Source organism: Bacillus infantis (assembly GCF_050107595.1).
Classification (GTDB): Bacteria; Bacillota; Bacilli; order Bacillales; family Cytobacillaceae; genus Bacillus_AB; species Bacillus_AB infantis_C.
Window position 1 is genome coordinate 150948 of the sequence record NZ_JBNILH010000007.1, and the last position, 23332, is coordinate 174279.

Annotated in this window: 25 protein-coding genes and 1 pseudogene; 9 read left to right on the forward strand and 17 right to left on the reverse strand. The window is 44.6% G+C overall.

Annotation, left to right across the window (positions count from 1 at the left end; translation table 11 throughout):
• Positions 1–379: 379 nt before the first annotated feature.
• The 3 genes from ACQCVH_RS15895 to ACQCVH_RS15905 are packed head-to-tail and all read right to left on the reverse strand — an operon-like array spanning position 380 to position 3161.
• Positions 380–1348 (reverse strand): sugar phosphate isomerase/epimerase family protein, encoded by a 969-nt coding sequence (locus tag ACQCVH_RS15895; RefSeq protein WP_426836621.1) that lies wholly within the window; start codon positions 1346–1348, stop codon positions 380–382.
• On the reverse strand, positions 1345–2388 hold the full coding sequence (locus ACQCVH_RS15900) for a Gfo/Idh/MocA family protein (protein WP_426836622.1): 1044 nt from the start codon (positions 2386–2388) through the stop codon (positions 1345–1347). The genes ACQCVH_RS15895 and ACQCVH_RS15900 overlap by 4 nt, the downstream gene beginning before the upstream one ends.
• A gap of 5 nt (positions 2389–2393) precedes the next feature.
• The gene (locus tag ACQCVH_RS15905) at positions 2394–3161 is read right to left on the reverse strand and encodes a sugar phosphate isomerase/epimerase family protein (RefSeq protein ID WP_426836623.1); all 768 of its coding nucleotides are present in this window, start codon (positions 3159–3161) and stop codon (positions 2394–2396) included.
• 135 nt (positions 3162–3296) lie between these two features.
• On the opposite strand from ACQCVH_RS15905, the gene ACQCVH_RS15910 reads away from it, so the two are divergent.
• Positions 3297–4112: a helix-turn-helix domain-containing protein gene (locus ACQCVH_RS15910; RefSeq protein WP_426836624.1), complete on the forward strand. Its 816-nt coding sequence runs from the start codon at positions 3297–3299 to the stop codon at positions 4110–4112.
• Between the two features lie 716 nt (positions 4113–4828).
• Here ACQCVH_RS15910 and ACQCVH_RS15915 read toward each other — a convergent pair.
• Complete coding sequence (locus ACQCVH_RS15915; protein WP_426836625.1) at positions 4829–5644, reverse strand: metallophosphoesterase; 816 nt, start codon at positions 5642–5644, stop codon at positions 4829–4831.
• 147 nt (positions 5645–5791) lie between these two features.
• Between ACQCVH_RS15915 and ACQCVH_RS15920 the strand changes: the two genes are divergently transcribed.
• The 3 genes from ACQCVH_RS15920 (at position 5792) to ACQCVH_RS15930 (ending at position 7496) form a co-directional block, all read left to right on the forward strand.
• Positions 5792–6166 carry a hypothetical protein gene (locus tag ACQCVH_RS15920; protein WP_426836626.1) on the forward strand — a complete coding sequence of 125 codons (375 nt, stop codon included), beginning with the start codon at positions 5792–5794 and terminating at the stop codon, positions 6164–6166.
• 116 nt (positions 6167–6282) lie between these two features.
• Complete coding sequence (locus ACQCVH_RS15925) at positions 6283–6462, forward strand: DUF8096 family protein (RefSeq protein WP_426836627.1); 180 nt, start codon at positions 6283–6285, stop codon at positions 6460–6462.
• Positions 6463–6611: 149 nt separating this feature from the next.
• Positions 6612–7496 (forward strand): PIG-L deacetylase family protein, encoded by an 885-nt coding sequence (locus tag ACQCVH_RS15930; protein WP_426836628.1) that lies wholly within the window; start codon positions 6612–6614, stop codon positions 7494–7496.
• Positions 7497–8036: 540 nt separating this feature from the next.
• Here ACQCVH_RS15930 and ACQCVH_RS15935 read toward each other — a convergent pair.
• Positions 8037–8177 (reverse strand): hypothetical protein, encoded by a 141-nt coding sequence (locus tag ACQCVH_RS15935; protein ID WP_426836629.1) that lies wholly within the window; start codon positions 8175–8177, stop codon positions 8037–8039.
• Between the two features lie 123 nt (positions 8178–8300).
• Here ACQCVH_RS15935 and ACQCVH_RS15940 point away from each other — a divergent pair.
• Positions 8301–8462 (forward strand): annotated as a pseudogene (locus ACQCVH_RS15940) (YozQ family protein); the annotation flags it as partial.
• A 155-nt stretch (positions 8463–8617) separates the two neighbouring features.
• Positions 8618–9109, forward strand: coding sequence for a GNAT family N-acetyltransferase (locus tag ACQCVH_RS15945; RefSeq protein WP_426836630.1), 492 nt, complete (start codon positions 8618–8620; stop codon positions 9107–9109).
• Positions 9110–9485: 376 nt separating this feature from the next.
• On the opposite strand, the gene ACQCVH_RS15950 is transcribed toward ACQCVH_RS15945, so the two are convergent.
• Together ACQCVH_RS15950 and ACQCVH_RS15955 are read right to left on the reverse strand one after the other, a co-directional pair.
• Positions 9486–10397, reverse strand: coding sequence for a hypothetical protein (locus tag ACQCVH_RS15950; protein WP_426836631.1), 912 nt, complete (start codon positions 10395–10397; stop codon positions 9486–9488).
• Positions 10381–10914, reverse strand: coding sequence for an RNA polymerase sigma factor (locus ACQCVH_RS15955; RefSeq protein WP_426836632.1), 534 nt, complete (start codon positions 10912–10914; stop codon positions 10381–10383). Before ACQCVH_RS15955 ends, ACQCVH_RS15950 begins: the two co-directional genes overlap by 17 nt.
• A 187-nt stretch (positions 10915–11101) precedes the next feature.
• Here ACQCVH_RS15955 and ACQCVH_RS15960 point away from each other — a divergent pair, with 187 nt between their 5' ends.
• Complete coding sequence (locus ACQCVH_RS15960; protein ID WP_224897933.1) at positions 11102–11476, forward strand: nucleotide excision repair endonuclease; 375 nt, start codon at positions 11102–11104, stop codon at positions 11474–11476.
• A 45-nt stretch (positions 11477–11521) separates the two neighbouring features.
• Here ACQCVH_RS15960 and ACQCVH_RS15965 read toward each other — a convergent pair whose 3' ends face one another.
• From ACQCVH_RS15965 to ACQCVH_RS15995, 7 genes are all read right to left on the reverse strand, one after another.
• Positions 11522–12139: a hypothetical protein gene (locus ACQCVH_RS15965; protein ID WP_426836633.1), complete on the reverse strand. Its 618-nt coding sequence runs from the start codon at positions 12137–12139 to the stop codon at positions 11522–11524.
• 276 nt (positions 12140–12415) lie between these two features.
• Positions 12416–14596, reverse strand: coding sequence for a malate synthase G (locus ACQCVH_RS15970; RefSeq protein ID WP_426836634.1), 2181 nt, complete (start codon positions 14594–14596; stop codon positions 12416–12418).
• Positions 14597–14741: 145 nt separating this feature from the next.
• On the reverse strand, positions 14742–15149 hold the full coding sequence (locus tag ACQCVH_RS15975) for a hypothetical protein (protein WP_426836635.1): 408 nt from the start codon (positions 15147–15149) through the stop codon (positions 14742–14744).
• 41 nt (positions 15150–15190) lie between these two features.
• Positions 15191–16000, reverse strand: coding sequence for a PP2C family serine/threonine-protein phosphatase (locus tag ACQCVH_RS15980; protein ID WP_426836636.1), 810 nt, complete (start codon positions 15998–16000; stop codon positions 15191–15193).
• Positions 15997–16446, reverse strand: coding sequence for an HIT family protein (locus ACQCVH_RS15985; RefSeq protein WP_426836637.1), 450 nt, complete (start codon positions 16444–16446; stop codon positions 15997–15999). Before ACQCVH_RS15985 ends, ACQCVH_RS15980 begins: the two co-directional genes overlap by 4 nt.
• 714 nt (positions 16447–17160) lie before the next feature.
• Positions 17161–18114 carry an ABC transporter permease gene (locus ACQCVH_RS15990; protein ID WP_426836638.1) on the reverse strand — a complete coding sequence of 318 codons (954 nt, stop codon included), beginning with the start codon at positions 18112–18114 and terminating at the stop codon, positions 17161–17163.
• Positions 18107–19015, reverse strand: coding sequence for an ABC transporter ATP-binding protein (locus ACQCVH_RS15995; protein WP_426836639.1), 909 nt, complete (start codon positions 19013–19015; stop codon positions 18107–18109). The genes ACQCVH_RS15990 and ACQCVH_RS15995 overlap by 8 nt, the downstream gene beginning before the upstream one ends.
• 445 nt (positions 19016–19460) lie before the next feature.
• Between ACQCVH_RS15995 and ACQCVH_RS16000 the strand changes: the two genes are divergently transcribed.
• A complete protein-coding gene (locus tag ACQCVH_RS16000; RefSeq protein WP_426836640.1) occupies positions 19461–20594 on the forward strand; it encodes an ATP-binding protein in 1134 nt (377 codons plus the stop codon).
• A 40-nt stretch (positions 20595–20634) separates the two neighbouring features.
• Here the strand turns inward: ACQCVH_RS16000 and ACQCVH_RS16005 are convergent, their stop codons facing one another.
• The 3 genes from ACQCVH_RS16005 to ACQCVH_RS16015 form a co-directional block, all read right to left on the reverse strand.
• Entirely contained in the window at positions 20635–20871 is a 237-nt protein-coding gene (locus ACQCVH_RS16005) for a hypothetical protein (RefSeq protein ID WP_426836641.1), read from the reverse strand.
• Positions 20872–21016: 145 nt separating this feature from the next.
• Positions 21017–21178: a hypothetical protein gene (locus tag ACQCVH_RS16010; RefSeq protein ID WP_257991409.1), complete on the reverse strand. Its 162-nt coding sequence runs from the start codon at positions 21176–21178 to the stop codon at positions 21017–21019.
• A gap of 64 nt (positions 21179–21242) precedes the next feature.
• Positions 21243–22352, reverse strand: coding sequence for an AI-2E family transporter (locus tag ACQCVH_RS16015; RefSeq protein ID WP_426836642.1), 1110 nt, complete (start codon positions 22350–22352; stop codon positions 21243–21245).
• A gap of 230 nt (positions 22353–22582) precedes the next feature.
• Here ACQCVH_RS16015 and ACQCVH_RS16020 point away from each other — a divergent pair, with 230 nt between their 5' ends.
• Entirely contained in the window at positions 22583–23137 is a 555-nt protein-coding gene (locus tag ACQCVH_RS16020; protein WP_426836643.1) for a helix-turn-helix domain-containing protein, read from the forward strand.
• The last annotated feature ends 195 nt before the right edge of the window (positions 23138–23332 follow it).

Genomic DNA, 23332 nt, shown 5'->3' on the forward strand with positions numbered 1-23332 from the left:
AAGGTTTTTGAATAACTTTGGAAATTAATTAGTGGTAATGTGTGTGAAAGGATAAATTTGATATTAATAGAGGATTGTAACCGGGCAAATAGAATTGCGGAGCAGCAATGATAAAAGAATATTTCGATAACCAGCATCAGATTAACTAATTTTAGTCTAATAGAATTCTAAAAATTGTCAATCAACTTATGCCTTTCGACAATAATTTTAATTCTAGCATCTCCCAACCTTAAGGAGAGTTTTTGGGTTTAAACCTCACATACTTATGTAAAAAAAGAGTCTTGGTTCGGCCTAGAATGGCCTTAACACAAAAAAGCGGGGTATCCATCCGCTTCCTGGATACCCCGTTCATAACTTAGTTATTTTCGGCCAGCTGTTTTTACGCCCACCACATATCCCCAGGCGTTTCCCGAATCAAAACTTCATTCAGGTTCTTCACTGCGCGTGCAAATCCTTCATCAATTGACATCAGCGGATCTTCATGCTCAATGCTGACGACATAGTCATATCCATACAGCCTCAGGGCGCTCATCATATCGCTCCATTCCTGGATGCTGTGGCCGCATCCGACGCTGCGGAAGGTCCAGGCGCGTGTCTGGACTTCTCCATATGGCTGCATGTCTGTCAGTCCATACATATTGACATTATCCTGATCGATATAGGTGTCCTTGGCATGGAAATGATGGATGGCACCGGCTTTCCCGAGAATTTTTATCGCTGCGACCGGATCAATGCCCTGCCACCATAGATGGCTCGGATCAAGATTCGCCCCGATGGCCGGGCTTGTTTCCTCGCGAAGCTTCAGCATGGTGTAAGGTGTATGGACAAGGAAGCCGCCATGCAGTTCCAGTCCAATTTTCACATTATGCTCTTCTGCTAAAGTGCCGATTTCCTTCCAATATGGTATTAGCCTGTTTTCCCATTGCCATTTCAGGACATCGCCGTATTCTGCCGGCCATGGTACGACTGGCCAGTTTGGCTGTTTTGCTTCCTCACTGTCGCCTGCTGTGCCAGAAAAGGCATTGACGACCGGTACACCAAGGAGTGAAGCAAGCTTGATGGTTTTTCTGAGTACTTCATCAGATTCTTCAGCAAAAGCTTTATCAGGTGAAATCGGATTTCCGTGGCAGCTGAATGCGCTGATCGTCAGGCCTCTGGATGTTACTGCTTCCAGATAGTCTTTTCTTTTAGCCTCATCTTCAAGCAATTCGTCCAATGGGCAATGGGCATTTCCAGGATAGCAGCCTGTGCCGATTTCAACCGCATCAAGACCTGCTTCTTTTACATGATCGAGCATTTCTTCGAAAGATTTTTGTGAAAATAATACTGCGAAAACACCGAGCTTCATTCTGCCAGGACCCCTTTCTTAAGAGGAACAATTTGTTTTGTTTTCTGTGATTCGATTGCTGCAAGAATGATTTCAAGGCTCCTTAAGCCTTCTTCTCCGCTGATCAGCGGCTCCTTGTCTTTTACTACACTTTCAACAAAATGATTGATCACATGGGAAGTTGTCTGTCCGCCTTCCTCGTTTGTCTGGATTTTGTCCAGCTTATGCTGAACCGAACTGCCGTCGCGGTAAACTTCAATCAGCGAATATTCCGGATCTGCTTCAAGATGGAGGGTCCCTTTTTCCCCGTAGATGACGGTGGAGTTGTCGCTTCCGCCCATATAAGACCAGCTTGCTGCCAATGTGCCGACTGCACCTGACTCTGACCGGAGGACACAGACCGCATTATCGTCCACTTCTGTATTTTCCTTCGCGTTGGTCGCGATCAGCGCACCGACTTCAGTAAATTCGCCGAGCAGATACCGCAATAAATCGGCTTTATGCACGCCAAGATCTCCCATGGCACCGATAAAGGCTTCCCTTTTATTAAAGAACCAGCTGTCAGCACCATCCGCACTCCATCCTTCAGGACCTGCATGCCCGAATGTCGTTCTGAAGCTGAATATCCTTCCAAGCTTGCCGCTCTCAATGATCTCCTTTGCTTTCTGATGAGCAGCAGTGAAGCGTTGGTTGTGGGCTATCATGAGTTTCTTTCCGTTAGCTCTTGCAGACTCATTCATTGCTTCCGCTTCTTCCCTTGATGCAGCCATAGGCTTTTCACACAAAACATGACGGCCTGCATTCAAAGCTGCTAAAGTAACTTCAGCGTGCAGGAAATTCGGCAGGCAAACACTGACGAGGTCGATTCCTTCCATTTCAATGGCTTCTTTATAACTGGTGAATGCCCTGGCACCGTATTTCGCAGCTGTCTCTTCTGCTCTTTCCTGGTTGCTGTCGCATACAGCAGCGATTTCAACAAATGGATTTGCGGCATATTCCGGCAGGTGGCGAAATTGGGCGATGCTTCCGCAGCCGATTACAGCAGCTTTTAATTTAGTCATTAGTATCAAACTCCTTTAGTGGAAAATTGTTCTTTTAAGTAATTGATGCTTATTTCAATACTTTCGAATGGCGTCAGGCGGCTTGCATCCTGCTCTACTACCCACCACTTTACTCCTGCTTCATCTCCAAGACTGAGAATTTCCTGCAGATCGATGCTCCCTTTTCCAAGTTCCGCAAAGAACTGTTCTTCATCTTTGGTCATATCCTTCAGATGTACAAGGGGTGACCTGCCTTGATACCTTTTAATCCAGGCAGCCGGATCTTCCTTTGCTTTTGCCAGCCAGTAGACATCCAGTTCTGTCTGGAGAAGTCCGGGGTCGCTGTCATCAAAAATGGCCTCAAGCGCAATCCTCCCGTCACTCAATCTTTCAAGCTCGAAATCATGATTATGGTAGCATAATGTGATTCCTGCATCCTTCAGCTTCCGGCCTGCTTCATTCAGCAGGGGAATGAGTGATTGATAGCTTTCCTCTGTCCGCTCATCCGGCATAAGGTAAGGGCAAACTGCATATTGAATTCCAACCGTTTTAAGATTGGAAATCACATTGTCCAGGTTGTCCTTAAGGTCCGCCAGAGGGATATGGGCAGATACCGGTGCAAGATTAAGAGCGTCAGTCAATTCCTTCACTTTTTCTGCACTCAGCCCTCCAAAACCAGCAAATTCCACCCCGTCAAAACCGAGTTCTGCCACCTTCTTCAGGGTACCCGCAAAATCTTTCTCCGTTTCTTCACGAAGTGTATAGAGCTGTACTGCAATTGGTATTCCCGACATCTTAATCCCCTCGCTTCCTCAAATTTTTAAAATAAACTATTTGATTCCATCATAAGTGACCATCAAATATTTGAACATTCATGATATGATTAAAACATGCACTATTTTGCTATTTTGAGTGACGGGGGTCATTTTTTGAAAACGGATACATTGTTTTGCGGTTATTCATACCATACACAGCCCTTTTATTCTCATCATAAGTCCGGCTACCCTTCCTACCTGATCCGCCTGCAGACAGAAGGAGCATGCGAAGCGATCGTCAGAGGCAATCGCAGGAAATTGGAAAAAGGCGACCTGCTGCTCATCAAGCCTGGGGACCATTATGAACTGATGGTCGACAGCCTGCTCCCTGATAAGGCTATTTTGAGCGGAGACTATCACCTCATCTGTGAGGGGGAATGGATCGAAGAGTGGTGGAAAAGATCTAATAAACCGGATATAGCACGGATTGACGCTGATGAGAGGCTGCTTTCCCTTTGGAGGCATCTGATCATCGAATTAAGGCGGCCTTCGAAGGAAGAATATAATGAACTGTCTGATTATCTTCTCCGCTCACTCTGCATCTCGCTTGAAAGAGCGCTTAAAGAAACGTCTCTTTCAGCCCACAGACCATATGCAGTCACAAGGATGCTCAGGTTCATCGAGGAGCATGCCCTTTCCTCTTTTAAAGTCGAAGAAGCCGCTGCACATGCCGGGCTGAGCGTCTCACGTGCTGTGCATCTTTTCAAGGAAAGCACAGGAAAGACGATCATGGAATATGCCATGGAAATCAGGCTCGCTGCTGCAGAGGAAAGGATGAAATATACCACCATGACACTGGAGCAGATTGCAGAAGACTGCGGCTTCGGCACCTACCCTTATTTTCACCGTGTGTTCAGCAAAATGCATGGAAGGGCACCAGGGGTGTATCGGCGGATGGAATATGGGGGGATGGGGAGAGTGAAGAGCTGAGGGTTTTGGGTGGGAGGTTTTGAGGCACTCTTTTATCATTCTACTGGTTTTGAGTGTTTCATGTTACTGATATGAAGCACTCTGCACTGGCTCTACTGGTCTTAGAGTGTCTCAGGTTTCTTATATGAAGCACTCTGCACTGGCTCTATTGGTCTTAGAGTGTCTCAGGTTTCTGATATGAAGCACTCTGCACTGGCTCTATTGGTGTTAGAGTGTCTCAGGTTTCTGATATGAAGCACTCTGCTCAGGCTCTGTTGGTGTTAGAGTGTCTCAGGTTTCTGATATAAAGCACTCTGTTCAGGCTCTGTTGGTGTTAGAGTGTCTCAGGTTTCTGATATGAAGCACTCTGCACTGGCTCTATTGGTGTTAGAGTGTCTCAGGTTTCTGATATGAAGCACTCTGCTCAGGCTCTGTTGGTGTTAGAGTGACTCAGGTTTCTTATATGAAGCATTCCGCTCAGGCTCTATTGGTGTCAGAGTGCTCAGGTCGCTGGCATGAAGCACTCTGCTCAGGCTTTGTGGGCCGCAGAGTGTCCCATGCCACTAATATGGAGTACTCTGCATGGATATATTCCGTTTTAGAATACAGAGAAGCACTCCACACGGGTACTATCTTTTCTCAAAAATATTTGCCGAAATTGGTGATCTAATCAGAAAAACAAAGTAACATTCCCTCAACACACCAAAAAGGCGCATGCTTCTCACGCGCCCTCCTTATTATGCAATCTCATGAACAGTGATTTCCGGCCGGCTGCCGATTCGTATATTAACCCCTGTCTGTCCCAGCCCCTCGCTGATATAGAAAGGCATGCCATTATGATAGTGCAGGCCTTTTACCATATTCATGCGCACCAGTTTTCCCATTTTAGCCAAATGATACGGTTTCGGCCAGTGAATTTGGCCGCCGTGGAAGTGGCCGGATAAAAGATAATCATATTTATAGTCCTTCATCTCAAGGACCACGTTCGGATCATGTGTAAGCACCAGATTATATCCCTCCCTCACATCAAGGTAAGATTGGGGCACATTATGATGCTTAGTACTATAATTATCAATTCCAATAATATTTAACTTTTCTCCATTAATATCAATGACAGCATGCTCATTCCGAAGCGTTCTGCACCTGTTTTGCTCAAGTATCTCTTTCAGAGCCTCAAAATTCTTTCCCTTCAGAACATAATCATGATTGCCAAAAACGGCGTACATGCCATAACGAGGTTCGAGTTTATTAAGCATTTGAAGGTAGGGGGCCAGCTTCGGCAAGCTCCTTTTTCGGTCCATGAAATCCCCCGTCAGGGCAATCAGATCAAAATCCTTTCCGGGTAAAAGCTCATAAAGTTCATTTGGGCTGATTGAAATATTCTCCAAATGCAGATCAGACAAATGAAGAATCTTTATTTTATTGCCGGCAAGCACAATATCCGGCCGTTCGACCGATACTGTCCTGACAGCTACTTTGCTCGTATTTTTATTTGCTTTAAACAGTAAATAACCAAGGTAGACAGAAATGATCAAGAAAAAATATAATGACATTCGCACATCTCCTCCTAGGTAACCAGTATAAAGGACTCGTCCCCTAAGTCCTAGTGGAAGTTGGAGGAAGTCTTTAAAAAAACGATCACCTTTTTTCCAGAAAAGGTAGTACAATAGTATTTTCGGTTCATTGGAAGGAGTGTTTTTATGAGATTGCTTGGCATTATTATTGGAGTTATTGTTGCTGATAACCTGTTCCACCTGATCGACGCTTTTGCTTTTGGCCTTAAGGCCGAAACCAGTCTGGAACGGATCGGGGCTGTATTCTTTGGCGTCTGTGTACTGGGCGTATTAATGCTCATCTTCCACCGCCTGTTTTCTGCTGCCTTTTTCAATGGATTCACAGCGGCAGCAGGTTTGTTCCTGAGCTTCGACATCGCCGTATTTCACTGGATCTTCCAGCTTCACCGAATCACAAACGGACCTGAGGCCAACTGGCTTGAGCCCCTGTTTGTAATTGGCGGGTCATTTTTGGTATGGTATGGGATTAAGAAAGAGAGAATGGCAGTCAAACGAGCTTAAATCGGCCAGTGCTTGTTATTGGCCTCTTTTATTCATATGGTCGTCATTTAACCTACCGAAAAACCTGCAATTTTGCTAAAATAAAAAGATAAAAATCAACCTGCAGGTGAATAAACATGTCTGAAACAAACGAATTAAAAGGAATTGACACAAGTATTGTGTATGACTACAAGGATTATCCTGATGTTAAGAGCGGGAGATGCGATAATTGCGATAATACCTTGTTTAAAAGCTCGGTAAAGGATTTTATTTTTCTCCGCGAATGCCGGAAATGCGGAATGAAGAAAAGTATATAAAGCTGCTGAAGGAGGCGCAGATTTTGCGTCTTTTTTTATTTATTGATGAAGGAAAAGCGCTCTATCTATCTGTTTATTATTGTCACATCTCTTTGATCCTTGTCTCATATACTGGACTAGCATAGAGTGTAAGGAGTGATCGGTCTGGTATGAAAAGCAAAACACTTAAAAGGCTGTCAATTTTGTTGGTGATTCTCTTCGTTTTTCTTTTGCTGGGTTCAGTTTCTGCCATCATTTATGCCAACTATTATGTCAATGACGGAGAAGTGCCTGTGTCACAGGAGCTTTTCCCGGAGAATGAGCCGAAAAGAGTGCTAGCCCTGTTTGCTCATCCGGACGATGAAATTATGGTCAGCGGAACCTTTTCTAAGCTTGGGAAACAGAAGGATGCTTTCACCGCACTGGCGGTATTCACCAGGGGCGAAGCAGGTCCTGATGGAGGGATAGTCCCGAGGGATAAGCTTGGTGATGAACGCACAAAGGAAATGAAGAAATCTGCTGAAATTATAGGCGCGGACCGGCTGGAGTTTTATGACTTTCCGGATGGAGGCTTAGAAGAAGTACATGGAGAGGAGATGAAACAGGTTATCAGAGACTTAATTACTGATATTAAGCCAACGGTATTGATATCTTATGACGATGAGATAGGCTTATACGGGCATCCCGACCATGTGGTCACAGGCAAACTGGTGCGGGAAGTGGCAAGGGAAGAACTTTCTAAGGGGAATTCTCCTGTTAAAAGGCATTATATGGTTACACTGCCCAAGCCGATGATTGAAGTGGCGCTTAAGCTCTCCCCAACCTTCAAGGAGAAGTATCCGAAAGATACCAGCAAAGGTCTTCCAGCGCCGGACATCGCTTTTCCAATGGCAACTGAAGCTGCTGCACGAAAAAAAGTCCTCCTTGCTCATCGGACCCAAAAAGAAGTGATTTCAAGTGTCCAGCCGTACTATGATAAAATACCGGCATCTATCTACTATCGCATCTTTGACCGGGAGTACTTTTACCTGGCTGAGTCAGACGATCGGGAATGAAATAAATGCCTAAGCAGCGGCAATAAAGGGCATCAAACGCGAGTACCTAACTTGTCCTGCTGCCATTCAAAAATACAGTTCTAGACAGCCCTGCTGGAACCACTTTTTTAGAAAAAATTAAAAATAGCGGTTCTACCAAGACCCGCTGGAACCACTATTCATCAAAAATCAGAAATAGCGGTTCTACCAAGACCCACTGGAACCACTACTTCATCAAAAATCAGAAATAGCGGTTCTACCAAGACCCACTGGAACCACTACTTCATCAAAAATCAGAAATAGCGATTCTACCAAGCCCCGCTGGAACCACTATTCATCAAAAATAATAAATAGCGGTTCTAGCAAGACCCGCTGGAACCACTATTTCATTACAAATCAAAAATAGCGGTTCTACCAAGCTCCGCTGGAACCACTATTTCATCATAAATCAAAAATAGCAATTCTACCAAGCCCCGCTGGAACCACTATTTAGCCCAAGCTACAAAATAATAGGCGCAGGCCGCTCTCAACCCAATAGAAAAATCCCTTTATGTTAAAGTGTTATTTCTTCTTGTCACTCTTCTTTTGGCTTTGCGGTACCGCTGTATCCAGCGCTCCTGTTTCAAAGTCGTATTCCCTGGATATTCCGGCGAATCTTCCAAGATCGTTCGTCCGGTCTTCGCCCTTTTGATTTTTAGCCATGAGACTCACCTCCTTCACTGTAAGTTCCCCGTTCCTGATTCCAATTATGTACATTCCCTCTAATCAAATAATCTGTTCAGAATTGACTTATACTATGGATGAAAGGAGGCGGGACGATTGAAAAACAATAAGCAAAACCAACCGGATACAACGCAAATTGCCGCCAAATACTTCGATCCATCCGATTATAAAGGTAACTCCCAGCTGGAGCAGGGTCTCGCTGAAACCCATGAACAAGTCGGGGATGATTATAATGAGGGAACCGTGGATCAGCTGAAGGAATAGACATAATGAGCTGCTTGCCTCCGCAAGCAGCTCTATTCCGTGACAGGCATAGTTATACTGATAAATTCAAAGACCTTTCATCGTCAGGAAATAAGACAATTAACTTCCCCTCCATCTTCTGCTCTTTTAAAATAAGTACCAGGAGGGATAATGAAATGATAATCCGCGAAGCAGCAATTGAAGATTTGCCTGAAATTCTTGATATTTATAATGAAGCAATCCGCACACTGACAGCGACATTTGACCTTGAAGAACAAAGCCTGGAAGAGCGGACAGCCTGGTTTAATAAGTACGGGGGCAAATATCCGCTGACAGTTGCAGAGGCAGATGGCCACATTGCCGGCTATTGCTCGATTGGACCATTCCGCGACAAGCAGGCATATGAAAAAACAGCAGAGCTTTCTGTCTACATATCTTCCTGCTTCAGGGGAAAAGGGATCGGGGCAGGCCTGGTGGAGGATATGCTTTCCCGCGCAGCCGGACTGGACTACCATACGATCATCAGCGGGCTCACTGCCGGCAATGCGGCAAGCGTTAAGCTTCATGAAAGGCTGGGCTTCCGCTATATCGGCATTTTTAAGGAAGTCGGCTTTAAATTTGGGGAATGGCAGGATGTCCTTTTTTATCAATATTTCTTCAATAAATGACAAAGGCCGGCAGTATGCCGGCTTTATAAAAAACAAAAAATCGCCTAACTCATGGTTTAGACGATTCATTTTATCTTACGCAGTTGATCGCAGTCTGCAATAGCTCGATATCCTTAACAATTTCTGACTTTAAGGCTTTGTCTTTACATCTGTTATATTCTTTTTTCATCCGTTGGATTTCCTCTAAAAAAATGTAGTATTCTATGCTGTTCATAATCGCCCTCTTACAATTTGAATTATTTACTACTCTTTACCCTTTTTACAAAAATGAAAACAACAAAATATGTCATTTTTTAGGTGAAAGGCACCTATACCAGTTATAGACTACATGCAAAAAGCCTCAACGCCAGTCATGCCGGGGCTGAACAATCAGCAGTTATTCCTGTCTGTTATAGTGAATCGTATATGTGAGTATATTGCCTTCCAGGCGGATAGCTACTTCCACAAGTCCGGAACGGGATATATAATTAGCAGAACTGCCCGCCGACTCCTGTTTCTCCCATCCTTCCGGGCTGCTCTCCAAAGCTTTTAAATAATCCGAAAAGCTGCGGCTCGAAGCCTCTTCCCACCGGTATTCCTCATACCCGGAGCTGACAGTGACCGGCGTAAGCCCAACCGGATACAATAACTCTCCATATCCATGGGTGACATAAAGGGGCTCCGGATGAATGTAAGGTTCGACGTCTTTGAATCGCAAGCTGGCAATAGCCTGAAATATTTCTGCATATTCAAATTTAGGATAATCAAAGGAGAAGTAAACCCATTCTTCCCCCTCAGGCTGGATGAAAAAATGATAGCGGAGAGCCGTATCCATCATCTTGACATGCTCAATATACATTATAGTTTTAAAAGGGAAATGCTCTAGTTCTTGCCTGACGTACATCGGGCGGGAAGATATGATGCTGTCCATGTCCTGCTCTGATATGTTTTTGCCAAAGCCCGCCTTGGTTTCCGTTCCCTCCGCTCCCCTTAAAAACTCAACTTCTCCTTGTGATGCTTTGACTTCAATCCCCGGCAGGTCCCAAGTATAGGGGTGGCCATCCAGCATAATAAAAGAAGCATCTTTCTGCAGTTTTGACTCCTGCAGGGATAGCAAAAGCAGACCTCCGCATATAAGCAAAAGCAGGCATGCCGACGCAATTGAACCTGCCCGGAAAAAACTGGTTCCAGTCTGACTCCCCTTCTTTACAGATTGCATGATTCTCCTTTTCAACTGCTCGCTTTCACCTTTAACAGGCACAAGCTCACGCAGACCATCCCATTTATGGTTATCAAATTGACCTTTCAATTCCATCGCCTCCTTTCAGCTGATTTTCCTTTCTCAGCACTTTTATCGCGCGCGAGACTGTTTTGCGGACCTTAACTTCCGACCAGCCCAGGATTTCAGCGATCTCCTTAGAAGTGCATTCCTCTACCTTGCTTAAAATAATGACAATCCTGTAGTTGGGCTTCAGCTCTTGAATCTGTTCCAACAGTTCCTTTACTTCCTCCCTCATCTCCACAACTCTTTGTACATCCAAACCGGATGGGATATGGCTTTCCGCCAATCTTCCCAGGAAAATCCTTCTCCTTTTCCGTCTGCGGATTTCATCAAGTACCTGATGCCTGGCGATGGCGAACAGCCATGTCTTTACAGACGACTTCTCCTCAAATCTATCTATCGCCGACCAGGCTTTCAGAAAAGTATCATGGACAATATCATCGCACCCCTCTTTTGATCCGAGCATGATCCAAACAAACCGGAACAGCTCTTTTCCGAATTGCTCATACCATTCAAGGATCAGCCTTTCCTTGTGATTTCCCACACACTCACCTGCTTTTACTTATTCTATATACTTAGTCGCCTTTAAGAGAAAACTGTGACACTTTAGGAAGAGAAAATTGAAAAACCTTTTTTATCCTTGATATAAGGGTAAAATAATCAGGATATAGTGGATATCAGGCTTCCGGTATGATACCATTTACAAGTTAAAGAAAAGGAAGTGACTGAAGATGATAAAAATTGAAATTCCAAATCCGGATTTGACTCTGACTAAAAACAAGCATGCCGACGAACAAACATCCTCCGTACTGAGCAATCTCTACGGCTTTACGGATTACCACCGCATCCCCCGGGATAAAGGCGGCCTGATCCTGTTCCTTGATTCAAATGAGGACCTGATGTTTGTAGGAAAAGCGCGCAAGCTGAGGCAGCGTGTAAAGAAGCACTTTGAAGACACGGTTTCACCAATTAAAGATGTCCGCCATGATGTATACAAAATTGCCTTGATTTATGTAGAAGACCCGATGGAGAGGGAAATTTATGAGACATATATCATCAATACTCTCCAGGCCAAATATAATACAGAAAAAGTTTTTTATAAATAACATGCCAACGAAAAAAACGAAGCATCACCGCTTCGTTTTTTTTCGTTATTTAACCCAGCTTTTCAAGTCATCTGTTGATAATATATTCTGCCAGGCCTTTTTTTCTCCTTCATCTATACCGCCAGTTTTAATGGCATAATGCAGGAACCAAATTTCCCCGCCCTCGCTTTGAATCCTGGCTGTTTCATATTGATCAGGATGGGCAGAATCTCCGGTCAGCTGAAATTCATAATAAAGATTATGAGCATCCTCTTTTAGAACCTCAAAGTGTAGGTCACCGGAAACAGACTGCTCAAGAGAATTTTTAAATTGGGCTGCATATGCCTGCACCGGCACCTCATTCGGATTGCTGTAGCGGTGAACTGTAATCAGCTCAGACCAGTTATCGACTGTTTCTCCTGCAAGGACATATTCCTGAAAAAGCCCGTTCTGAGAATCGGTAAAGCCGAGCTGCCATTCCTTTCCGTTGGCAATAAAGCTTTCCTTCCCTGCCGCCTCTTCAGCATCAGCTTTCTCCCCTGCAGCATCAACTGCCTCTATTGCATTTTTTGCAGGAGCTTCCTCCTTTTTTTCTGAAGCTGAATCACTTTCCCCTGCTCCGGAACAGGCAGCGCTTATCATGACCAGGCCTGCCAAAAATAATGACAATTTCAAATGCTTCAACAAAATCCCCTCAGTTTCTGTAAGAATAGCTAAATTTTACCTGAAGAAATCCGAAAACGTCAATATTCTTAAGACATGCTCAGACCAGGCCACAGATGTACTTCAGCAACAGGGACATAACCCTATTGTTCTATCGAAGCCGGAATTCTATTAAAAGAGCTTTTAATAATATCCATCATATTGGCGGGTTCGGCAGCACCATGCCCTCCCTTTTTTTCATGAGAAACCCGTTAATATAGAGTGAGCGGCCTGCTGACTTAACTATTTTTATGCTCCTTAGTGGCGGACAGCCTGTTTCGATTTCGCCTCCAGTCTCCTTTTATGCAAAATAGGTTCTGTATAGCCATTAGGCTGACTTTTCCCATCAAAAATCAGTTCGCAGGCCGCCTGGAATGCAACTGAAGTGCTGAAATCATCAGACATTCTTTTATAGCCCGGCTCATTTTCATTTTGTGCATCTACTACCCTCGCCATTTTTTGGAGCGCTTCCATCACCTGTTCCTTTGAAGCCACTTCATGATGGATCCAATTGGCCAGATGCTGGCTTGATATCCTCAGGGTAGCACGGTCCTCCATCAGACCGACATCGTGAATATCCGGCACTTTCGAGCAGCCGATGCCCTGTTCCACCCAGCGGACCACATAGCCAAGAATGCCCTGGGCATTATTCTCGATTTCCTCCTGGATTTCTTCTGGAGACCATGATTCATGGTCCTCCACAGGAATTGACAGCATTTCATCCCTATACAGTGCCTGGCGCTGCAGCCCCTTTTGCTGGATTTCCTTTACATTGATCTGATGGTAATGCAATGCATGAAGGACGGCCGCCGATGGCGACGGCACCCAGGCAGTATTAGCCCCTGACATGAGCTGGGCACCCTTCTGCTCAAGCATCTCCTTCATTTTATCCGGCATGGCCCACATGCCTTTGCCTATCTGTGCCCTGCCTGAAAAGCCGGCAGACAATCCTGCTGAAACATTGGACGCTTCGTAAGCCTGCAGCCAACTGGATTTTTTCAAGTCTCCTTTACGCACCATCGGGCCTGCTTCCATGCTTGAGTGGATTTCGTCCCCTGTCCGGTCAAGGAATCCTGTATTGATGAACACGATGCGGTCTTTGACTGCTTTTATACAGCCTTTTAAATTCAGTGAGGTTCTGCGCTCTTCATCCATCAGTCCGATCTTAATGGTATTCCTCTCAAGCCCAAGCAAATCCTCTGTTCTATCAAAAAGCTTCCCTGCAAATGCGGCTTCCTCCGGCCCATGCATCTTTGGCTTTACAATATAAATCGACCCTTTCCTGGAGTTGGACGGATCCTCTTTCTGCAAGAGAGAATGCTTCCCTGCCAGACCAGTAAAGACGGCATCAAGGATTCCTTCGTGCACTTCATTTCCTGCCTTATCCAGAACTGCCGGATTTGTCATCAGATGGCCGACATTGCGGACAAACAGAAGCGATCTGCCTGGCAGGGAAAAAGGATTGCCTTCAGGATCGTGATAATGCCTGACACCGTTCAGTTTCCTTGTTATAATTTTTCCTCCCTTAGAAAAATCGGCGCTGAGCTCCCCTTTCATCAAACCAAGCCAATTCCGGTAAACGAGCATCTTGTCCTCCGCATCAACAGCCGCAACTGAGTCCTCACAATCCATGATCACTGTAACAGCTGCTTCCATAAGAATATCTTTAACGCCCGCCGGATCACTTTTTCCAATATCAGAAGCACGGTCAATCTGGATTTCGAAATGAAGTCCATGATGCTTCAGCAATACTGCTTCGGGAAGATCTTTATCTCCCCGGTAACCGGCAAAAGCTTCAGGTTCTTTAAGTTTTGAAGATGATCCATTCTTCAAAGCGATTACCAGACTGCCTTCCTTGACTGAGTACCGGACGGCTTCCTTATGGGAAGCACCGTCGAGTGCGGCAGCCTGATCAAGAAATCCCTTTGCGGATTCTATTACTTTTTTTCCGCGCACAGGATTATAACCGCCTGATCTTTCCGCTCCGTCTTCATCACTGATAGCGTCTGTTCCATACAAAGCGTCATACAGGCTTCCCCAGCGCGCATTGGCCGCATTGATGCTGTATCTGCTGTTATTGACCGGCACAACCAGCTGTGGACCTGCCTGCAGAGCGATCTCGTCATCCACATTTTTCGTGCTGATCTGAAACTCTCCAGGCTCCGGCTGCACATACCCGATATCCAGGAGGAATTGTTTATACGCCTCAAAACTGAAGCCATCGCGATGTTCAGAATGAAACTGGTCAAGCTCCCTTTGCAGCTCCTCCCTTTTGGCCAGAAGTTTTTTGTTTTCCGGAGTTAGCTCTTCAATCAGCTTTTCCAAACCATTCCAGAATGCCTTTTCTTCCAGTCCGGTCCCGGTAAGGGCCTCCTTCTGTATAAATTGATGCAGAGCTTCATCCACCTGCAAGTGTCCGATTTTTCGATACTTTGCCATCCTTATCCTCCTTTTTCTATTACACAGCGATGTCTCCTTAATCTGTTATAGTACAGAATAGCATAAAGAAAGAAGTCTTTACAATTATTTTTTTAAAATTAAAACTTTAGGAAACAGAAATAAGACCGGCCCTCTCCGGAACCGGTCATTCCTCTTCCTCTTCAACATCTTCCTGTGCGGCCTCTTCTTTTACCCTATCAATTTTTTCAAAAGCATTGGAAAGCAGAATGGCGGCCCCGACGATTTCGTCCAGTATTTCGAGAAATTCGCTAAAGTCCACTTCGTTCTGCGAACACTCTCTGATTGCCCTCATAATATCAGTATAGAACCGCTTGTACTCCTTCTCATACCGGCTATTATCCATTTCCCTGATTGTTGTGCCGTCTATGCTGATGGCATGAAAAATCAGGCTTGATAAAGTTTCAACAGCCGCCTCAAGCCGCTGTTCTTCTTTTTCTGATTCTCCGGGAAGATGATAAAAATATACATCGCATAAGGTTATATAGTAGCTTTCAATATTGGTATCCTGCTGTATATGCTTTAACTTGGCCATTGGCAGCCCTCCGCCTGTATGTTGCCCATCGTGCGGAAAATTTATCCCTTGCTTGGAAGGATTCCCGGCATCAAGGGCCTGTGGAAGGAACGGGCTTCCCAGGAGATGATCGTTGTACTGTCACGGACATTATGCGCCTTTATGTCTTCCAGCATTTCTTTTACACCCTGTCCATCTGAAGGCCCCTTCAGCGCCGCCATGATCTTTTCAGGGTCTTCATACGGCATTCCCGGGCATTCAAGGAGGCCATCGGTTGTTAGGAAGATGGTATTTAAGCCTTCTCTGAGCTCCCTCCTCCCTGTTGTATAACAGGGAACCGGCAGATCAAATGCATTGGCCCTTCCTGTCCATTCAAAAAATTGCCGCTGGTTCAGCTGATGCTGCCCCATGGCCGCCAGTTCGGGATGAAAGAGGAAAAGCACACAATCACCGATAGACAGCCACCAAAGATACTGCCCTTTCCGGAAAGCAAACAGGCAGGCAGTTTCACCTTTTACCTTGCTGCATTCCAACCGGAACTCTTCAGAAGCCAGGAGGGATAATATAAATTTTTCCACACCAGGTATTGCTGTATGTGCTGGAAGCAGCAGTATATCTAATATGTCTTTCTTTTTCGATTTAATTTGCTGAAGGACAAGGTATGCACTTTCTGGTGATTCATGTGCATCCAGGATGATGGTAAACTCCCATTCCCGATTTTCATCAGCCCAGACGAGGCAGCCATCCTCATTTTTACACTGGCCGGCCTCTGTATTTCCGCCAAACCGCCCTACCGTAATATGGGCATCCTGTCTGACATCTGGATTATCCAGATAAGGAGCATCCATCCCAGTCCAGTAAATTTCAATCATGTTTCTGCTCCTCCCAGGTAAATATTGATTCTGCGGCAGATTTTGCTGACCGCCTCTTCGTCTCCCATCGGTGCCTGCTCCCAATCATAAACACTCATCGGCCCCCAATGTTCTTCCGGGGTTCCCGGGTAGCGCGGCACCAAATGCATATGCAGATGAGGGACGCTATTCCCTGATACAAGAGAATAAATATGCTCTGCCCCCTCGCTCTCCTTCAAAGCCCGGCTGATCCTCGCCATAGATTTCCCAAAAGCCGAAGCTTCCTCCATCGTCAAATCCGCCAGCGTCGGTGCATGCCTTTTTAAGTCAATCATCAAATGTCCAAGATAAACGGGCTTTCCGCCTCCGTCAATATGTCCAGCATAAACAAACTGATCCTCATAGATTACGCTTCCTGAAGTTTTGATTTTTCCCTGATGCTTATTGCAAATAAAACATTCTCCCATCTTTTCCCCTCCTTCGGTAATTGGTATAATATAACTTTCGCTGGATGTTGTCTATATCTTCTGATAATATAGTTTTTTTGAATAAAGGAGTGGATTCAGGCGTTTGCGCTGGCAACATCCCCTTCTCTTTTAGGGCTTAGTGGGCAGAAGTTCCTCTTACAAGCACCGTCTATTTCTCTTTTTTCTGTTTAGAGGGCTCTAGTTTCCTGTACTAACACCCTCTGATTCTCTTTTCGCAATTTAGACGGTCTTAGTTACCAAGACTAACACCCTCTATTTCTCTTTTTCCAATTTAGACGGTATTAGTTAACCGCACTAACACCCTCTATTTCTCTTTTTTCAATTTAGACGGTATTAGTTAACCGTACTAACACCCTCTATTTCTCTTTTTTCAATTTAGACGGTATTAGTTAACCGCACTAACACCCTCTGTTTCTCTTTTTCCAATTTAGACGGCCTTAGTTCCCCTCACTAACACCCTCTATTTCTCTTTTTTCAATTTAGACGGCATTAGTTAACCGCACTAACACCCTCTGTTTCTCTTTTTCCAATTTAGACGGCATTAGTTCCCCTCACTAACACCCTCTATTTCTCTTTTTCCAATTTAGACGGCCCCAGTTCCCCTAACTAACATCCTCCCGCTTTAACCTTTAAGAACTTAACCCATTCTTCTGCTAACTAAATAAGCCGGACAAAAAATGTCCGGCTCCCCTTTTATGCTGATACATCCCTTTTATTGAACAGCCAGAAGGCAAGGGCATGGAAAATGAGAAAATACACAAGCAGTACGATGACCGAAAAGGTGAGTGTCATCCCTTCAACTGGCGGGACGCCATCAAAATAAACGGTAAGGTTCGTGTTGGCAAACAGGATATATTTTGCCCAATCGAAGAGACCTGCCAAAATAACGGTTGCCGTGCTTCCTGTAAACAGAAGAAACAGGGAGAGGCCGATGGCAAGCGAGCTGTTTCGGAAAACGGCTGATATCATGAAAGCCATTGTCGCTACAAGCAGTACATCAACACTTGCGAGCAGATAGGAAACAGCCAGATGTCCGGCAATGCCTTTTTCAACAACCTCCCCATTTGAATAGGCAAGGTGAGGGATTGATTCTGCCGGGAGCCCGAACAGAATCAATCCGAGCAATGTGGACAGTCCATAAATCAAAGCCAGGAGTAACAGCCCGAATAGGAATACGGTTATGTATTTGGACAACAGAATTTTCGAACGGCTGATCGGCCTTATCAGAAGAAGTTTGATCGTTCCCCATGAGAATTCAGAGGCGACAATGCCTGCTGCTACAATAATGGTGAAGAGGCCCGCAAAGGAAATTAATGCCTGGGCATCGTTGACGAAAGACCATACCGAATACTCCGTTTGAGGCGGGATATCATTCTCAATCTGATATTCCTTTATGGCAATTTCCCTTTTGTAAAACATATCTAAATTGGAATTAAAGTTCTCTTCCATCTGGACTTTATCATTTTTAATGCTCTCTTCCATCGTTTGCTTCCAGTCAGCCTGCGGTTCCTGGCTGCCATTTTTATTCTGGTCATATTTCTCAAAGCCTGCATAGACCATCGTAAAGAAGATAACAAGGCCGATCATGACTAGTGTCCCTGTTCTCTTGAAGATTTTTATCCATTCGTTTTTAATTAAATTACCCATGCTTAGCACCTCCTGCCGTAACTTCAAGGAATCTTTCTTCCAGTGTTTGCGAAGCAGCTTTTACTCCATACACTGCAACTCCCTGTTCTACAAGGCTTTGGATGATCACGGGGACTTCGTCTCTTGTGCAGCCCGCAGTGAATCCATCAGCTGTTCGGACGATGCCATATTTGTCTTCTAAAAGAGGGAATATCTGACTGAGATCGCCTGTTTCAAAAGCGTAAACTGTCCCGGTCTGAACAAAATCATTCACCTGCTGTACTTCTACAAGCTGACCATCCTGGATGATGGCAATCCGGTCGCACATCATTTCCATTTCCGAAAGCAGGTGGCTCGATACAATAACACTCATGCCTTTTTCCCTGGTGAGCATTTTTAGGTGGTCCCTGATTTCCCTTATCCCGGCTGGATCAAGGCCGTTCGTCGGCTCATCCAGGATCAGGAGTTTCGGATCATGAAGCAGACACTGTGCCAGTCCGAGTCGCTGCCTCATTCCGAGCGAATAGGTGCGCACCTTATCATGGATCCGGTCCTGCAGACCGACCAGCTCAACTACTTCGTCAATCTTCTTTCTAGAAATATTCTTCTGCATCCGTGCATATTGCATCAGGTTCTGGTAGCCTGTCAGAAACTTGTACATTTCCGGATTCTCTACAATTGCACCAATGTATTTCACGGCACCGGCAAAGTCTTTGCGGATGCTTTTCCCGCAGACAATGACGTCACCTTCCGTTATCCCGATCAGTCCGACAATCATCCGGATAGTGGTCGTTTTACCGGCACCATTGGGTCCGAGAAAGCCGAATACCTCTCCTTCGTTTACTGAAAAACTGAGTCCTTTGATGATTTCTTTTCCTTTAATCACTTTTTTTACATTGTCCAGCTTCAAAATGGAATTCAATACTGCGCCTCCTATCATTCTCGTTCTAATCATAATACGGAAAAGGCTGGAAAAAGGTTCATTTTTTTTAGGAGTTTTTTAAATTCCCTCTCTTTTTCAGCATTTTGAAGTTTTTGATAGACTAATCAGACTGCCCCGCAAGCTGCAAGCTATCAATCTCCCTGCCTGGCATTATATTAAGCTTGCCAGCTTAAAAACAGCGCCAATACCAATACTTTTCATTAATAATTCGTGAAATTATGCTAATTGTATTGTTTCTTTTGACAAAAAATTATAATATTTTTAATATACATACAAAAATGCGGTGAAATTAATGGAAATAACCAGGCACTTATTTTTCAATTTGGCGTTGATTATCATTCTTCTTTTTTTTTCATTGGTTTGGTCAGAGAAAAGGCAAAGGATCTCTTTTTCCCGCGTGTCATCCCTTATATGGCTATCACTGATGCTTTGGCTGAGCCTGCAGTTTTCCTTTAAGTCCTCTTCAGATTTCCAGTTTGACCTGAGGCTCATCCCGGTTTTGATAGGCGGCTTGTATGCTGGTCTTGGCCCTTGGCTCAGCGTGATTGCCATTGTCATCCGCTCATTCTTTGGAATTGGCACCGGTTTCTGGCTCAATGTTCTTTTATATGTGCCGCTCGCATTTTTACTCTGGCGCATTTATCCAAAATTTAAGATACAGCCTCCGCAGAAAAGGATTGCCTTTTCGGTCATCTTGACTGTTATTTTAAGCGCAGTGACAGTCATCGCTATGGAAATATGGTCTTCCCCTGAAAGCAGGCTTGATGCCTGGGCCGCTCATCTGGCGGTTCCGACTGTCGGGGTTGCAATGATATCCTATATTATTGAATACGTCAGAAAGGATCTTGAATTAAAGAAGAAACTGATCAAAACTGAAAAGCTTGAGGCTGTTGAACAGATGGGTGCCGCGATTTCACATGAAATCCGCAACCCTTTGACAGCTGCGGCAGGCTTTGTACAGCTTTTGATTGAGCACCCTCAGCCCCTTGAAAAAAGAAGAGAGTATCTGCATATCGTTAAAGGTGAACTTGAATCCGCAGAAAGGGTCATAAAAGATTATTTGACCTTTACAAAGCCGTCCCTCGACTATATTGAGGAAATAAATGTAAAAAAAGAAATCACGCAGGTTATCAATATTCTGACACCTCTCGCGAATCAGAATTCTGTCAGGATCACAGCCAACTTTGCCATCCTTGGTTCCATAGAAGGAGACCGGCAGAAATTTCACCAGTCACTTCTCAATGTCCTGAAAAATGCCATTGAAGCGATGCCTAAAGGCGGAGACCTCCTTGTCGAGACTAATTATACGAAAAGCCATATTTCGATCTCTGTAAAAGATACTGGCGTCGGTATGACGCCTGAACAGCTGCAGAAGCTCGGCGAACCCTATTATTCTACCAAAGGCTCAAAAGGAACTGGCCTGGGGATGATGGTTGTGTTCAGCATCGTCAAAGCTATGAAGGGCACAATCAAAGTTGAAAGCAAAGTCGGGGCAGGCACCACCTTTTACTTTTCTTTCCCTGTTTTCAGCCCTTCTGCGAAAAATGAAAGATTTTAGAGGAGAAGCTGATCCCTTCTCCTCTTTTTGTATGCCCTTCTTAGCATTTCTCCCCATACACTTCAATATGGAGCCCCAGGATACACGCTTCAATGCGCTCCCTTCCTGCCGGGAAGATATCACTCCATTTCAGCCTGAAATACAGGGTTTTACAAAAATTCATTATATTGGTCCTTAAATGATAATAGGCATTTCCCTTCATATTGGTTTTTCTGGCTGCTTCCATTTGATAGGACAGCTCTTTCAGTTTATTGGCAAGGATTTCTTCATCATTCATATTAATTAGGATTGCTGTGAGGTATTTTCTCTGAAAGTCATACTCCCTCCCCCTCAATTTTTCATAACAGTAGATTCGACTCCCGGTTTCCCGCTTCCTGCTGATAAGCATAAAAAAGCAGCGCCGGCATTCAGCGCTGCTTTTTTCATTTCCTTTGTGCGTACATCATATTCTTTACTTCTACAATCTTGAATTTCCTCTCAAGATTTGTAAGCTGTGGAATCAGGTCAGTAATGCAATCTGCAAAAAATTCGGTGCTGATGAATTGATCCTCACGGTTTTTATATACAATTTTATAACGGTTCATGCAGCTTCCTCCTGTTGTATGGATTGTACCATTCTTTTCCCGTTTCTCTGCATGATTGAAACCATTAATCTTCAACCTGGATAATCTGTTCACGGTCGGCTCTTTTTAAAACATACAGCCTGTAGGCATGGCTGATGATGACCTTGATGATTGCATAGGCAGGAACAGCGACGATCATCCCGATCAGACCCGCCAGATTGCCTGCCACCAGAAGAATCAGGATGATGGTAAGCGGATGGACATCCAGCTTTCTCCCCATGATGAGCGGAGAAGATACATTTCCGTCGATTTGCTGGACCACTATCACAACGAGAATGACCTTCAGCGCCATAAAAGGCGACATGGTAAACCCGACGATGACAGCCGGTACAAGAGCAAGGAATGGCCCCAAAAAGGGAATGACATTTGTTAACATGGCCACAATGGCCAGGATGAGAGAATATTTGATTCCAATGATCAGATAGCCGATATACATCATTACACCAACGATGAAGCTGACGATTGCCTGTCCCTGGATATAGGAGCTTAGGGCTTCATCCATATCCTTAAGGATTTTCCTCGTCTCGGCAGCCTGGAAATATGGCAAGTATCTGACCATGCCCTTTGAAGCCCCTTCGCTGTCTTTCAGCAGATAGAACACAATGAAAGGCACTGTAACAATCACGGTGACAACACTCGTGACGATACTGAACACGCCCGTCAGACGGGAGCTCAAGTCAGAGAAGTTCGATTTAAAATACGAACTCACCTGTTCTGTTATATAGTCGAGGGTAATATAATCGTTTTCCTGGAACCGGGAGAACCAGGCGCTGTTCTGAAGCTCATCCGCTTTATTTCTAAGCCCCTCTATATACTGCGGGTAATTGTCCATCAGATCTTTAAACTGGCGCTGCAGCTCCGGTCCGGCAAAATACACCAGTGCTGCTGCCCCGCCTATGACGATCAGATAGATCAAGAGGATGGACACAGCTTTTGGAACGTTTTTCCTATTAAGGAAATATACGATTGGGCGCAGCAGATAATAAAGGACCCCTGAGATAAGGAAAGGCATAAATAAAGTTTCAAAGAAAATTTCAATCGGTGTAAAAATAAAATCGATTTTCGTTGCGAGGAAGATAATAACCATCACAATAATAATTCCGTAGCCGATTTTAAACCATTTAGAGCTTGGCAAAATATCACATCACTTTCATTATGTATTAAGGACATATACCCTTTCATCCTTTTCATCATTCTTCCGTTCTCTAACTTCTGCTTTATTCATCTAAAAATAGCCCGATTCTTTCTAGTAATTTATTCATCTACCCTTTTCTTCATTTAATATACATCCTGTGTCTCAAAAGCCACGCCTATTTCCAGTGATACATGATAACCTAGAGCCATGCATAAACAACATAAACGAAATTGGTAATAAAAATTAGAAAAGCTAGAAAGCTCACCCAGGAGACTGTTGCAACAAAGGCGTTCATCGACAGGGCTTATTATGCACAAATTGAAAGCGGGGTGAGGAATCCCAGTGAGGAAATCAGGCAAAAGATAGCCCAGATTCTGAATTTCCACTCTTCTGCCTTTAATGCGGATGACGAAAGTCCTTTCCGTTACGCGCTGGAGGCTGCACCCATGATCATAGCCCATTGTGACATGGAACTAAAATATACATGGATTTTCAATCATCATCCCTTATTCCCGCCTGAATCTCTCATAGGAAAACGGGACGATGAGCTCGGCCTTGGAAAAGGGGGAGAAATGTATGGACAGATGAAAAGAACTGTCATTGAAAAACAGATTTCGATCCGGAAAACAGTCTCCTTTTCACTTCCAGACCAGCATCTTTATACATATATGATTTTTGCCCACCCACTCTTTGACCGCACAAAACAAATTATTGGTGCGGCCACCATACTAACCGAACTGTCTAAAATCCCCCTAGCAGAAAACTTTGATGCGCAATCCGGATAATTGCTGTACAGAACAAAAGCGAAAGCGCCTTGATCACCCTTAAGGAACGCAGACTAAGAACGCCATGTCCTGGGGCAACGTCTGTATAACCAGCTACCTGGGTGCCTCAAGACGAACCCCCGAAAAGACGTTCTTTGCCTTTTTGGGAGGGTTGGCTTGTGACCTCGGCGCAGCTGCCGGACGTTGATTAAGAAT